General features: G+C 34.1%; 15 protein-coding genes. 4 read left to right on the top strand and 11 right to left on the bottom strand.

Annotated features, from left to right (window positions below):
* Positions 1-40 precede the first annotated feature (40 nt).
* The 3 genes from ABEG63_RS17650 to ABEG63_RS17640 all read right to left on the bottom strand — a co-directional run bounded on the left by ABEG63_RS17650 (position 41) and on the right by ABEG63_RS17640 (position 2,134).
* Positions 41-364: a DNA-directed RNA polymerase subunit omega gene (locus ABEG63_RS17650; protein ID WP_047424579.1), complete on the bottom strand. Its 324-nt coding sequence runs from the start codon at positions 362-364 to the stop codon at positions 41-43.
* 41 nt (positions 365-405) lie between these two features.
* Complete coding sequence (gene bamD, locus ABEG63_RS17645) at positions 406-1,401, bottom strand: outer membrane protein assembly factor BamD (RefSeq protein ID WP_346586555.1); 996 nt, start codon at positions 1,399-1,401, stop codon at positions 406-408.
* 103 nt (positions 1,402-1,504) lie between these two features.
* The gene (locus ABEG63_RS17640; RefSeq protein ID WP_267404763.1) at positions 1,505-2,134 is read right to left on the bottom strand and encodes a TetR family transcriptional regulator; all 630 of its coding nucleotides are present in this window, start codon (positions 2,132-2,134) and stop codon (positions 1,505-1,507) included.
* A gap of 99 nt (positions 2,135-2,233) precedes the next feature.
* Between ABEG63_RS17640 and ABEG63_RS17635 the strand changes: the two genes are divergently transcribed.
* From ABEG63_RS17635 to ABEG63_RS17620, 4 genes are all read left to right on the top strand, one after another.
* Positions 2,234-2,860 carry a TatD family hydrolase gene (locus tag ABEG63_RS17635; RefSeq protein ID WP_346586553.1) on the top strand — a complete coding sequence of 209 codons (627 nt, stop codon included), beginning with the start codon at positions 2,234-2,236 and terminating at the stop codon, positions 2,858-2,860.
* Entirely contained in the window at positions 2,853-3,578 is a 726-nt protein-coding gene (locus ABEG63_RS17630; protein WP_312390406.1) for a tRNA threonylcarbamoyladenosine dehydratase, read from the top strand. Before ABEG63_RS17635 ends, ABEG63_RS17630 begins: the two co-directional genes overlap by 8 nt.
* 170 nt (positions 3,579-3,748) lie before the next feature.
* Complete coding sequence (gene rnpA / locus ABEG63_RS17625) at positions 3,749-4,129, top strand: ribonuclease P protein component (protein ID WP_346586551.1); 381 nt, start codon at positions 3,749-3,751, stop codon at positions 4,127-4,129.
* A 287-nt stretch (positions 4,130-4,416) separates the two neighbouring features.
* On the top strand, positions 4,417-5,025 hold the full coding sequence (locus tag ABEG63_RS17620; protein WP_346586550.1) for a DUF4126 domain-containing protein: 609 nt from the start codon (positions 4,417-4,419) through the stop codon (positions 5,023-5,025).
* A gap of 32 nt (positions 5,026-5,057) precedes the next feature.
* Here ABEG63_RS17620 and ABEG63_RS17615 read toward each other — a convergent pair whose 3' ends face one another.
* The 8 genes from ABEG63_RS17615 to ABEG63_RS17580 all read right to left on the bottom strand — a co-directional run bounded on the left by ABEG63_RS17615 (position 5,058) and on the right by ABEG63_RS17580 (position 13,011).
* On the bottom strand, positions 5,058-7,154 hold the full coding sequence (locus ABEG63_RS17615) for a hypothetical protein (protein ID WP_346586548.1): 2,097 nt from the start codon (positions 7,152-7,154) through the stop codon (positions 5,058-5,060).
* A gap of 1 nt (position 7,155) precedes the next feature.
* Complete coding sequence (gene lptE / locus ABEG63_RS17610) at positions 7,156-7,707, bottom strand: LPS assembly lipoprotein LptE (RefSeq protein WP_267404771.1); 552 nt, start codon at positions 7,705-7,707, stop codon at positions 7,156-7,158.
* Positions 7,697-8,389, bottom strand: coding sequence for a hypothetical protein (locus tag ABEG63_RS17605; RefSeq protein ID WP_346586546.1), 693 nt, complete (start codon positions 8,387-8,389; stop codon positions 7,697-7,699). Before ABEG63_RS17605 ends, lptE begins: the two co-directional genes overlap by 11 nt.
* Positions 8,390-8,408: 19 nt before the next feature.
* Complete coding sequence (locus ABEG63_RS17600) at positions 8,409-9,698, bottom strand: sigma-54 dependent transcriptional regulator (RefSeq protein ID WP_267404776.1); 1,290 nt, start codon at positions 9,696-9,698, stop codon at positions 8,409-8,411.
* Between the two features lie 107 nt (positions 9,699-9,805).
* A complete protein-coding gene (locus ABEG63_RS17595) occupies positions 9,806-10,237 on the bottom strand; it encodes a hypothetical protein (RefSeq protein WP_346586544.1) in 432 nt (143 codons plus the stop codon).
* Positions 10,238-10,300: 63 nt separating this feature from the next.
* Positions 10,301-11,737, bottom strand: coding sequence for a tRNA (N6-isopentenyl adenosine(37)-C2)-methylthiotransferase MiaB (gene miaB, locus ABEG63_RS17590; RefSeq protein WP_267404782.1), 1,437 nt, complete (start codon positions 11,735-11,737; stop codon positions 10,301-10,303).
* A 127-nt stretch (positions 11,738-11,864) separates the two neighbouring features.
* Positions 11,865-12,596: an energy transducer TonB gene (locus ABEG63_RS17585; RefSeq protein WP_346586542.1), complete on the bottom strand. Its 732-nt coding sequence runs from the start codon at positions 12,594-12,596 to the stop codon at positions 11,865-11,867.
* Positions 12,586-13,011, bottom strand: a complete 426-nt coding sequence (locus tag ABEG63_RS17580) for an energy transducer TonB (RefSeq protein ID WP_346586540.1) — start codon at positions 13,009-13,011, stop codon at positions 12,586-12,588. The genes ABEG63_RS17585 and ABEG63_RS17580 overlap by 11 nt, the downstream gene beginning before the upstream one ends.
* Positions 13,012-13,017 lie beyond the last annotated feature (6 nt).

Below are 13,017 nucleotides of genomic sequence, written 5' to 3'. Positions count from 1 at the left end.
ACTCCTTTATGACCCTCATCTATAAAAAACATATTGTATTTTATTTTCTGTCTTCAGTTTTTCTGAAGTAAACGTCTTCATTCAACCACTCTTCAATTGCGATAGAAGTTGGTTTTGGAAGTTTTTCGTAGTGCTTAGAGATCTCAATTTGCTCTCTGTTTTCGAAAACTTCTTCTAATGTAGAATTGTGAACAGCAAACTCGTCTAGCTTATTGTGAAGCTCAGTACGAATTTCAGCATTAATTTGCTCTGCTCTTTTTCCCATGATAACAATAGCTTCATAGATTGAACCTACTTTATCTTCAATCTTATCCTTATCGTAAGTGATAGTATTTACTTCTGCTTTTGTATCTTTTACACTCATTTTGAGAAATTTAATTTATTTTAAGTTAGCAAATTTACGAATTATCTTTGAATTTTGAAAGTCGCTGCCGGCGGAGGTGTCTGAAGCGCTGCACTATCCCTCTGGATCTGCATTGCCTTCTTCTCAGCATCGATTTGATTTTTCACCTGCTCATCAGATTTTTGCTTTGATGCTAGTAAATCTGCTTCTTTTTTCTGCTTTGCCGTTAATGTTGCAATCCTTTCTTCTGTTTGTTTTTTAACAATAACGAAATTCGCTTTTTCTTTTTCTAATTTTTTTCTTAGATCTAAAGCAGTTTTAGAATATTCTGTATTCGGAAGATCTTTTTCAACCTGTCTTGTGAATGCCAAAGCACTTTCAATACGCTCGTCTTTCAAATCATAAATAGATTTTGCGGCAAGCTGATAACGAGAATCCATAATATATCCATAGATTTTCGGGCGAAGCTTTGTACTTGGGAAATCATTCAATACATTTTCCAACGCTGTGTTTGCAGCTTTATATTCACCCATGTTGAAATATTGCCTTGCATTTTCAAAAGCTTTAAATTCAAGCTTGTAAGACAACTCATCAATCATCGTGTTGATATTCTTAGATCTTTCAGACGCCGGATATTCGTTCAGGAAATTCTGCAATTCATTAATTGCCAATTCTGTACTCGACTGATCCAAATTATAATCCATTGAACCTTCATAGTAGCATAACGCTGATAAATAGGCAGCTTCTTCAGCTCTTGGATCTTTCGGAAAGTTGATCGAAAAGTTTTTAAACTGATGCCCCGCCAATTTATAACTCTTGTCATAATAGTTAGCAGAAGCCGTATTATAGGCAACATTTGGGAAATCATCTGTTCCGGCAACAAGATTCGCAAGTCTGTCGTACAATGCCAAAGCATTTTTCCATTTCTTTTTAGCGAAGTTTTCATTGGCTACTTTCAGGATGTACGCTTTGTCAGCACTTTTCATTGCTTTATCTTGCTGACTAATACATGATGACACTACAGCTACAGCAAAAAGACCTAAAATATATTTTTTCATATAAAAAATTCAACAGTTTTCGGATTATATAACCGATCTATTAATTTGCAAAAATATAACTTTTTTGTCAATAGATTTTTTTTTATGAATATTTAACGTAATTTTAGTCCGCAGCGTATCCCAAAATTGCAAAAACGCTCATTAAAAGATTCATTCTTACTTTTTTTTCGGCTTCTTTGGCATAAGATTCTTCATTTTTGCTCGGAACATACAATTCATAAAAATTCTTATTCCTTATCACAAATAAAGTAGAGCCAATAATGGTTGTTAAAATATCTTCCGGTCTTGGAGTATAAGTAAAAACACCCGATGCCACTCCTTTTTTAATAACATCATCCAGCTTTTTTACAAATAATTGATAGAAATCCAGCAGTTCATCTTTCAGATTTTCGGTATGACGAAGCTCCTGAGTGACAAAACCGTGGAAATAATTATATTTAAATAACTGAGAAACAATATATTTAATAATTTCCTTCATTTGCATTTCCGGTTTCCCGTCTTTTATGGTATCTGCAAATTCAGAAAAATTCTCTCTCGTTTTCAGCACACGGTACTGATAGAGATAAGACATCATTTTTTCCTTCGACCCAAAATAATAAGAGATCATAGCAACATTAATATTTGCTTTCGAACAAATATCCCTCACCGACGTTCCTTCATATCCTTTTTTCGCAATCAGCTCTTCGGCGATGTCTAATATGTGGATTTGTTTTTCTGTAAATTTTTTTCTCATGAAATGTGGCTTTCAGGTAAAGTTAAGAAATTTTTAACACATTTATAAACGTTCGTTTAAGAAATTTACATTAAATCTAAATAAATAGTATTTTTGACCATGGATTTTTTTGATTTTCACCATCATAAGAAAAACATCAGCAACGGAATTTATAATATTAATATTGAAACAGTTCCGCCGGATTTCCCTTATTCCATTGGTATTCATCCGAAAGAAATAGACATTCATCATATTGAAAATCAATTCAATTGGCTTGAATCAAATATCACTAAAAACTGTTTTGCCATTGGAGAATGCGGCTTGGATTCTTTTGCTGAAACAGATCAAAAAACACAGGAAGAAGTATTTTTAAGACAAATAAAATTCGCCAACGAGATCAAAAAACCAATCATTATTCATTGCGTGCGAAAATTTTATGAAGTAATTTCTTTAAAAAAACAGGCAAAACAGCCGATGATTATTCATGGTTTTAATAAAAAACAAAGCATTGCCGACGATTTACTTAAAAATAATTTTTATCTGAGTTTTGGAAAAGCCGTTTTGTATAATTTATCTTTGCAAAATACTTTGAAAATTACTCCTTTAAATAAAATCTTTTTAGAAACCGATAATGACGATTTCAATATCGAAGAATTATATATGAAAGTTTCAGAAATTAAAGAGATTTCCCTGGAAAATTTAAACAAACAAATTGTAGAAAATTTAGAGACGATAAAAAATGGATAAATATTGGTTGGAAAGAACAGAACTTCTCGTAAAAGAAGAAGGTTTGGAAAAGTTGAACAAAGCAACAGTTCTGGTTGTAGGATTGGGCGGAGTTGGCTCTTTTGCTGCTGAATTTTTAGCAAGAGCAGGCATTGGAAACATGACAATCGTAGATGGTGATACCGTAGATATCACCAACATTAACAGACAATTACCCGCTTTACGATCTACTGTTGGAAAGCACAAAGTAGAAGTGGTTGCGGAAAGACTTTTAGATATTAATCCGGATCTTAATTTAACGAAAATCAATGAGTTCCTAAATCCTGAAAGAATGGATGAAGTCTTAGATTCCGCAAAATTCGATTATATTTTGGATTGTATCGACAGCGTGACTCCGAAACTTACTTTAATTATTGCAGCTAAAAGAAGAAAAATAAAAATCGTGAGCTCTATGGGCGCAGGCGGAAAAACTGATCCGAGTAAAGTAATGGTGCGAGACATCAGCAAAACGGAACATTGCCACCTTGCAAGACAGGTAAGAAAAAGGCTGAAAAAAGAGAAAATAGACAGAGGCGTTCGTTGTGTTTTTGCGAATGATATTCAGGATGAAGAAAGCCTAAAAATGACCGACGGAACCAATTATAAAAGATCTTTCTACGGAACGATAAGCTATATGCCAGCGATTTTCGGGTTGTACACTGCTTCGGAAGTGATTAATTATTTATTGAAAAAAGATTAATTTTTTTCTATTACTCTTAAATATGCTTCGTCTTCGCTCTGCATGACATCGCTACAAATTAACTGTTAATAAAAAACACTTAGTATTAGGAATGTCATGGTGAGCGAAGTCGAAGCATCCCTATTAAAATCAAAAAACAAGAAAATTTCCCCTATATTTACAGTCCGTAAATGACAAATTTCAAATATCCCAGAGCCGAAAAACTCAAAAAAAATACCGAGATCTCTTTGCTTTTCGAAAAAGGCAAATGGAAAACGAATGGGAATTTGAGAATTATTGTGCTAAAAGACAAGCCTTCTGCGCCCGTTGAAAGTACTAAGTTTGCGGTTTCTGTTTCTAAAAAATATTTCAAAAAGGCTGTTCACCGAAATCGTATCAAAAGACTTTTGCGTGAATGTTACCGTTTAAACAAAGATCTTTTCAAAGAAGCTTTTGGCGAAAAAACAGCAGCCATGTTATTTTGGGTTTCTCCGGAATTACCTCAGAAATTTCAGGATGTTGAAGCACAATTTATCAAGCTTTGTCAGGCTCAGCATCAGAAAAAACCTTAGTTTCTTTATCTAAAATTAATCTTTTTAATTATTCGTTTTTTGAACCATTAAGAACATTTAAGTGGTTAAACTTAGTTAAGGAAAAATCAAATTGATTTTTCTCTAAATTTGATCTTATCTTAATTTCCTAAACTTCTTAACAGAAATCTTAATGGCTTAATTATAATCCGACCAATTTTGATAATAATTCGAAGAAAGTAAAGTTGGAAAATTTCACCATTAATTGTCCCCAACTTTATTGCTTAGATTTTGTAACTTTAGGGAAAACAATTAATCTGAAAATTAAAATGTTAGACCAAGTTCCCTATTTACCTTATGTCATAAGTGCCTTTATTGGAATCGGATTGGCTGCAGCGACAGGATTTCGAGTATTTCTTCCGATGTTCGCCGTAAGTTTAGCTTCCTTTATGGGCTGGATTCCGATGAATGAACACTTTGAATGGCTTTCCGGACTTCCTACGCTAATCACCACAGGAATTGCAACCATCGTGGAAATTTTAGCCTATTATATTCCTTTTGTGGATCATTTATTAGACACATTATCCGTTCCATTGGCGACTATTGCGGGATCTGTACTTTTTGCCAGCCAGTTTGGTAATCTGGGAACATTTCCTCAATGGGCACTGGCGCTTATCGCCGGAGGAGGAACAGCAGCTACGATCAGTTCGGGGTTTGCGGGAATTCGGGCAGCCTCCACAGCTACAACGGGAGGATTGGGAAATTCAGTCGTCGGAACCACAGAAACTGCAGGCGCAGGAATTATGGCGGTTTTAGCGATGGCTTTGCCCATTTTTGCAGGTATTTGTGCTATTGTTTTGGTAATCTTTATTTTAGTCGCCGGAAGAAAACTCTGGAGAAAATTCAAAAATAGAAAAACGGCAGCGAGCACTCCATAAAAAAATCCCGATTTTAAAAACCGGGACTTCTATTAATTTTTTGTTCTTATATCTTTTACTTCCTGAATTTTAGCTTCAAAATGCTCTTTTTTCTCAGGATGCTTTTTGATTAATATTTCAAACGCTTTAATGGCTTTGGTATACAATTTTTGTTCTGTATATAAATTGGCTAGCGTTTCCGTCATTAGGTGTGAAATATCTCCGGTTTTTTCTTTCACCACATACGAGCTTTCATCTTTTAACTGACTGATTCTCGGGTTATTTTCAATGAAAGTCTCAATCGCTTTAGTCTTAATCTGCGTTTTTTGTTTATCTTCTTCCTCCGGTCTGTCGATTTTCAACCAACTTTGCCAAGTGTTGATAAATCCGGGAACATTGCTATCCAGAATATTAGGCAGTTTCTTTTCTTCAACAACCTTTTTAATCTCTTCCGGTTTTTCTTCCTTAACTTCTTCTTTTATAGGTTCAGTAGGTTTCCAACTTGAAATATCAGAACCAAAGAACGACACATTCATTACAGGAGTTTCTTCTTTAGAATCAGACGATTTCTCTTCTTGTACAGGTTCTTCAGGAGTTTTAAATTCTTCAGCTTTATCCTCAATTAATTCAGGAATATCTTCGACGATGGGTAAAACTTCTTCAGCTTTTACTTCATCTTTAGCCTCATCCACTTTCGGATTTTCAACAATTACAGGGTCTACTTCAGGTACTTCAACCTGTTGATTTTTAGACAATAAAGAATCTGGAACGTGAGATTCAAAACTCATTGGTTTCCATGCAGATTTTACTTCTTCTACTTCTGAAACCGCTTCATTTTCATTAACTGTTTCTTCAATTTGTTCTAAAGGCTGCTCCTTTTCCTCAATAGGTTCAACTATTTCAGCAACTGGTTTTTCTTCTTTTGCCTCTTCAGGTTTAACCTCAAAACTTTGAGTTTCAGCAAAACTTATATCGTGATTTCCAACAGGTTCAGTCTCATTTTCCGTTTCAACAGCGACTGATTTTGTTTCCTTCATTTTCTTTTCAACCTCTTCAATCAAACGACGCATTTCGTCTTCATGTTTATTGATATTTGGTTGAACAATATCTTCCTCTTTTATCGGAGCTTCTGTTCGTTCAGATTCAATCTTAACTTCGGGAAGGAAAGAATCCGTCCCGTGGAAACTTAGTTCAGAATCATCCTCAACAATCGTTTCTTCAGCATGATCTGAAGCAATTTCCTCTTCATGAATAATCGTTTCCGAAGTAAATTGTGTATCTTTTTCTTCTGTTGAATGATCCTCTTCTTCAATAACAGATTCTTCTTCAGTATTTAATTCAGAATCAATTTCAACATTTTCTTTTTCAATTTCTTCCTGAATTTCAATTGTTTCCTGATTTTCAACTTCGGCAATTTCTACAACCTCATTTTCAGGATTTAATGATTCTGTTTCGTAGAAACTTATATTTTCTTCATCATTTACAGTTTCGTTAATTTTCTCTGAAGAAATATGATCTTCATTAATGATGACTTCAGGCTTAAATTCGGCATTTTCGTCAGCAAGTGTTTCATTCATGAAATCTTCTTCGCCTTCAAAAAGAATTCTGTTTCTTTCGCCGTTTACGTACATATAATTTGCATCAACTTCAGATGTCTGAATTTCACAAGATTCCTGATCTTCAACAATTTCAAGATTTTCAGGTTCTGCGATGACAGCTTCCGGCTCAACAGGAATTGATAAATTTTGATTTAAATCTTCCTGATTTAGTTCTATTTGCTGAACTTTATCTTCTCTTTTTAGAGGAAAATTGCTGCTTTTATAAACATATTGGAAGTTATTTTTTACAACTTCCTCCTTTTGTTCTTCAACTTTTTCAACCTTCACAACGACCTCAGGTTTCGGCTTTTCTTTTTGTTGAATTTTACCGTTAATTAACTGATACAGAATCTTTTTATCGGTAGTATAAGCGGCTGTCGTTGAAAGCTCTTTCTGGTAATTTTCTTTATCGAAAAGGTGAACTCCATACAAATGCAGTGCCCTGATATTCTGGATATAGGGAAAAGAATTGATCTCTTCTTTCAAAAGACCTAGATCTTCTGACTGAATGTGCTTCGGGTTCTTTAATAATTCTAAAACTCTGGGATTCATCTTACCAATTGGCTACAATATCGTTAAATATTTTATTAATAATTCTGTCCGTCACAATTTTCACCTGAGATGCCTCAATATCAGATTGCGACAAGCTACTGTTGAAAACGGCTTCGTCTGAATACGTTCTGTCAAAGCTGGAATCTGGGTGTATTTTATTTTCATAATGTACTTTTACCGTGATCGTCAACTTATTCTGAGATTCCTGAACTACCCCACCAACGTTGTTACTCGTTGTTGTAGAGCTGATGGTTGTAGGAGAAATAGAATAATCTGTAATTTCACCTTCAATCAGAATATCAGGATTTTCTTTGGTTCCTTTTAAGGTTGTTCTCTGTAAAAAACGGTTCTGAATATCTGTTGAGAACTGTTGCGCCAACGCCGGATTTACCAACGCTGCATTATTCGGAAATTCATTGATCTGCACAGTTTTTTCATCCGTTAAAGACGAACCTGTAAAACTGTAGCAAGACTGTAAAAATCCTAAACAGATAAACAAAAGCCATGTAAATTTAGGCTGATTTGTTTTAATTTGACTTAATTTAATATTCATTTTTTACTCCGATTTCTTTTATTTCGTCATGCTCAATCTGCTGCATTGCATCCTCAAAAGCAAAATAATTGGCTGTATAATTCAACGGTAAAGTAAATAAAATACCTATTCCGCAGGCTAAAATCCCCAATTGAGAAAGTATTCCTACCACAATTGCAAAACCTAGAATAGACCAAAAGTTGCCTTTCGTCATTACTTTAGACATATTCCAAGCTTTTTTAATGTCTTTTACTCCTCCTAATGAAATAAGAGCCGGAATATAAAATCCTCTGAAAATGACATAAAATAAAGCTATATAAAAAACGATCATACAAACAACGACCATCACCGGACCTACCGCAGAATCATCACCACCAATTCGTGTAAGAAGCGTGATAAAAAATAGTGGAATGAAAAGTAAAAGCATACCACCAAAAATAATCAGCTGCAACATCAAATAAGGCATGAAATCATCAAAATTAAAAATTTCTCCGGGCCCTGTAGTCTGTCCTTTTCTTAGCTTTCGGCAATATTTATATAAATTTCCCATTCCCAGCATTCCGCAAAGCGGAATAAATGCCATAATAAAGCAAAAAATAACAGCCAGCAAAAGATTTCCAAAGTTATTCTTCAGAAATTCAAATCCGTTGCTCAGGTATTCTCCAAATTTAAAATTAATCGGTTTCGCGTTCAGTTCCGTCATTTATGTATTCTTTTAATTATTAGTCTTCTAAGTTATATTGTTTTATTTTTCTGTATAATGTTCTTTGTGAAATTCCTAATTCGTCTGCCGCTTTGTTTCTCCTTCCTTTATGCTTTTCTAAAGCTTTTACAATCAGGTCTTTTTCGTTGTTTTGAAGAGATAAAGATTCAGGCTTATTTTCCTCAATTTCAATATCTTCGATGTCTTCATAGCTTTCTTCCGGCGAAGCCATAATCGTTGAATTTTGAACGACAGGCGTATTATTTCCGTTTTCAAAATACAATAAAGAATTCTGGCTTATAGGCTGTTGCGTTTCAGGAGTATAAATTCTGTTGATCAGATTTTTTTCCTGATTGCTCAAATCTCCCGCTCCGCGATTTTTTATTAATTCCGAAGTTAAGGATTTTAAATCATTTATATCGTTTCGCATGTCGAAGAGAATCTTATACATAATTTCTCTTTCGCTGCCAAAATCGTTTTGTTTTTGTGTGTTTGGCGTATTCACAACCATCGGAAGATGTGTTTCCATGGGAATGTACTCTGCCAGTTTTTCCACCGTTACGTGTCTGTCTCTTTCTACAACCGTCATCTGCTCCACCAGATTTCTCAACTGACGAACATTTCCGGGGAAAGAATAATTTTCAACATAATGAACAGCGCTTGGCTCCAGTTCCAACTCAGGCATTCTGTATTTTTCAGCAAAATCTATCGCAAACTTTCTGAATAACAAATGGATATCTCCTTTTCTCTCTCTCAAAGCCGGCATATCGATTTGAACCGTATTTAAACGATAATACAAATCTTCACGGAATCTTCCGTCATGAATTGCCTTCATCATATTCACATTGGTAGCCGCCACAATTCTCACATTGGTTTTCTGAACCTGAGAAGAACCCACTTTCATAAACTCACCGCTTTCCAAAACCCTTAACAAACGAACCTGCGTCTGCAAAGGAAGTTCACCAACCTCATCAAGGAAAATCGTTCCGCCGTCAGCTACTTCAAAATAACCTTTTCTAGTTGTTGTAGCACCAGTAAAGGCTCCTTTTTCGTGCCCGAATAATTCGGAATCTATCGTTCCCTCAGGAATTGCTCCACAGTTAACGACAATATATGGCTGATGTTTTCTTTTCGATTCTGAATGAATGATTTTTGGAATAAATTCTTTCCCCACACCACTTTCTCCAATGACTAAAACGGAAATATCGGTGGGTGCTACCTGAATAGATTTTTCCAAAGCTCTGTTTAAAGCCGGAAAGTTCCCAATGATACCAAAACGGTTTTTTATATTTTGTAGCTCGTTGCTCATAAGTAAATTTTTAGATTATTGATTTAAATTTAATCTACAATTAATCAATGAATTGCAGATTCGTTTTAGTGATACGATGAACGATATTTCATCCTATTTTTTAAGAATTAAATCTTAAAATCTAAATAATCCTTGTTTCTTATCTTCGAAACTTTATCTTTTAAATATGTGCTTTCAGTAAAATTATAACCTTTGTTTTGTTTTTCAAAATTTAATAATGACAAATCATGTTTTTGCCTTTCGGAATAAGCCAAGCCAATATCTGAATTATTAAATCCTAAATTATGTTGAATTGCAGGAAGAATTTTCCCGACAACTTCAATTGCTTTATCCTTTTGATTTAAAGCCTGATAAGCTGTTTTCTTTTTAGTAAAATAAATTTGAGAATCACTATGCTGAGATTCAAAAAACTGGCTATAAATCTCGCAAATCTTCCTACAGTCTTCATTTTCAATGACTCCGTTGGTTACTTGCGCCGAGATATTGTTATAAATTATTACCAATAAAACACTAAGGCAATATTTTTGAAATTTTTCCATTGTCTTTTTTATAGGTTAATATTGATAATAATTTACTTAATTTTTTATTTTTCGGTTCGATTGTTATTCCGCAATTCTCCCTAAAAGCGTGCCTTGCGTGTTATCATACACAAAAACGTTCACAATGTCACCAATTTTTTGACCTTCTGCCATATCGAAAACACAAACGGCATTCTGAGAGTTTCTACCTTTCCACTGATTTTTATTCTTCTTGGAAATTCCTTCAATTAAAATCTGGTGAACTCTTCCTACATAACCAGCCATTCTTTTTCTTGACAATTCGCCTTGCAAAGCAATAACCTCAGCCAAACGTCTTTGTTTTACGTCTGCCGGAATATTGTCTTCCATTTTCTTGTGAGCAGGCGTTCCCGGTCTTTCTGAATACGCGAACATATAACCGTAGTCATATTCCACTTCTTTCATCAGACTTAAAGTATCCTGATGATCTTCTTCAGATTCGCTGCAGAAACCAACGATCATATCCTGAGAAAATGCAACTTCCGGAACAATTTCTTTAGCTTTTTTAATTAAATCTAAATATTCTTCACGCGTATGTTGTCTGTTCATGGCTTCAAGCATATTATTGCTTCCGCTCTGAACCGGTAAATGAACGTATTTACAAATATTCTCGTGCTTTGCCATCATCTTGAAAACATCAAGACTCATATCCTGAGGGTTTGAAGTTGAGAATCTGATTCTCATTTCCGGAACAGCTTTAGCCACCAAATCAAGCAAGTGAGCAAAATTAACAGCAGTAGCCTTTTGCATTTCAGAAGCTTTGGCGAAATCTTTTTTCGGTCCGCCTCCATACCAAAGGTAAGAATCTACGTTTTGACCCAACAATGTAATTTCTTTATAACCGCTGTTCCAAAGATCTTTACATTCATCCAAAATAGAATGCGGATCGCGGCTTCTTTCTCTACCTCTTGTAAACGGAACCACACAGAACGTACACATATTATCGCAACCTCTAGTGATTGTAACATAAGCAGTTACCCCATTTCCGCCCAAACGAACGGGGTTAATGTCTGCATAAGTCTCTTCTTTGGAAAGAATTACGTTGATAGCATCTCTACCATCTTCAGTTTCTTTCAAAAGATTTGGTAAATCTCTATAAGCATCAGGACCAACTACAAGGTCGACCAATTGTTCTTCCTCTAAAAATTTAGTTTTCAGCCTTTCTGCCATACATCCAAGAACACCCACCGTCATATTCGGTTTTTCTTTCTTTAGATTTTTAAACTGAGAAAGACGCATTCTTACGGTTTGTTCCGCTTTTTCACGGATTGAACAGGTATTTAAAAGGATAAGATCTGCTTCCTCAACCTTCATTGTTGTGTTGTATCCCTGTTCATTAAGGATAGAAGCAACGATTTCGGAATCCGAGAAATTCATTTGACAACCATAGCTTTCTAAAAATAATTTTTTAGAGTTTTCAGGTCTTTCTGCAATTGCAAAAGCCTCTCCTTGCTTGGTTTCGTCTATATATTTTTCTTGCACGATAGTCTTTTTTAAGGTTTAAAGCCTAAAATTTAGGGTTCATTGCATATCACTTTGAACTCAAAATCGTAAACTTTGAACTTATTGAATTTGCAAAGATACAAAATATTGAGACAGAATGGCAGGGCTATCTTTCATAATATGTTACGGAAAAATTCATTGGAAATGAAATTCTCTGTTTGATCGGAATATTCTTATATAATGCGGGCTGCCAAGTTTTTTTTAATCTCGATAGAGTTCTCATAAACGAAATATTAAAACTTCTATCATCAATTTCTGGAAAAATCCTAGCATCTGCAATTTTTCCTTCTTTATTTATATAAAACTCAAGATTAATTTTACCTTGAATTCCAAAATCAGCAAATAAGCTCATAAAATTATCATGAAAATCTTTTTCAAAGACAGATTTCCCTTTCGGATATTTTGCAGAAATCACAAAGTTATACGCGTTATAATTTGCCTTGTAATTACTCATTAAATCTTTAGGACAAATAATAAATTCGGTAATAGAAGCTATTTTATTTTCTTTAACAACAGCTGGTTGCCAATTTTTAAGATTTTTAAGAATATTTAATGATAAATTATATGCACATTTGTTAGCAGTTATATTTGCAGTATCATTATCTTTTATAATCTTTATTCCTGCATCTTTTGTTACAATAATCCGTGGTTGATAGATCTCATTTTCATCACACTCAGTAAAATTATTACTCACAAGATAATCATGAACTTCTTTATAAAAAGTAGCATTACCTCCTTTATAAAAGCTTTGTCCTGATGGATATTCATCTAAAATTTGAGATCTAAACTGTAAACTGGCTATAAAAAAAAATAACAATAATATTTTCTTAATCTCCATGGTCAAAATGATCTGATGTAAAATTGATTTTAATAACTTTTTTAGAAACCACAGCTTTACCATCTTTAAAAGCTGGCTTCCATTTCTTTTTCACTTTTTTGATGGCAAATTTCATATCATCAATGAACATTTCGCTATCTTTTACTTTAGGCAAAACATCAAGATTACTGACTTTTCCGTCTGGATTTACATCAAAAACGAAAACAAATCGCCCATTCACTGCATATTTTTGCAGATCGATATAGGCATGAACCATTTTGAGAAATTCATTCGCGAAAGCAGAATCCCCACCAGGAAATTCTGCCGTTTGCGAATTTATATTTTCTTTTTGAATTTGATTTTTAGATTGAGTTTCCTGAGAATATCCTTTAAAACCGATAAAGAATAAAAGTAAGGTTATTATAGTTTTTTTCATAAATTT

This window comes from Chryseobacterium sp. C39-AII1 (genome assembly GCF_039672645.1).
Lineage (GTDB): Bacteria > Bacteroidota > Bacteroidia > Flavobacteriales > Weeksellaceae > Chryseobacterium.
This window is presented reverse-complemented; position numbering and strand designations above follow the sequence as displayed.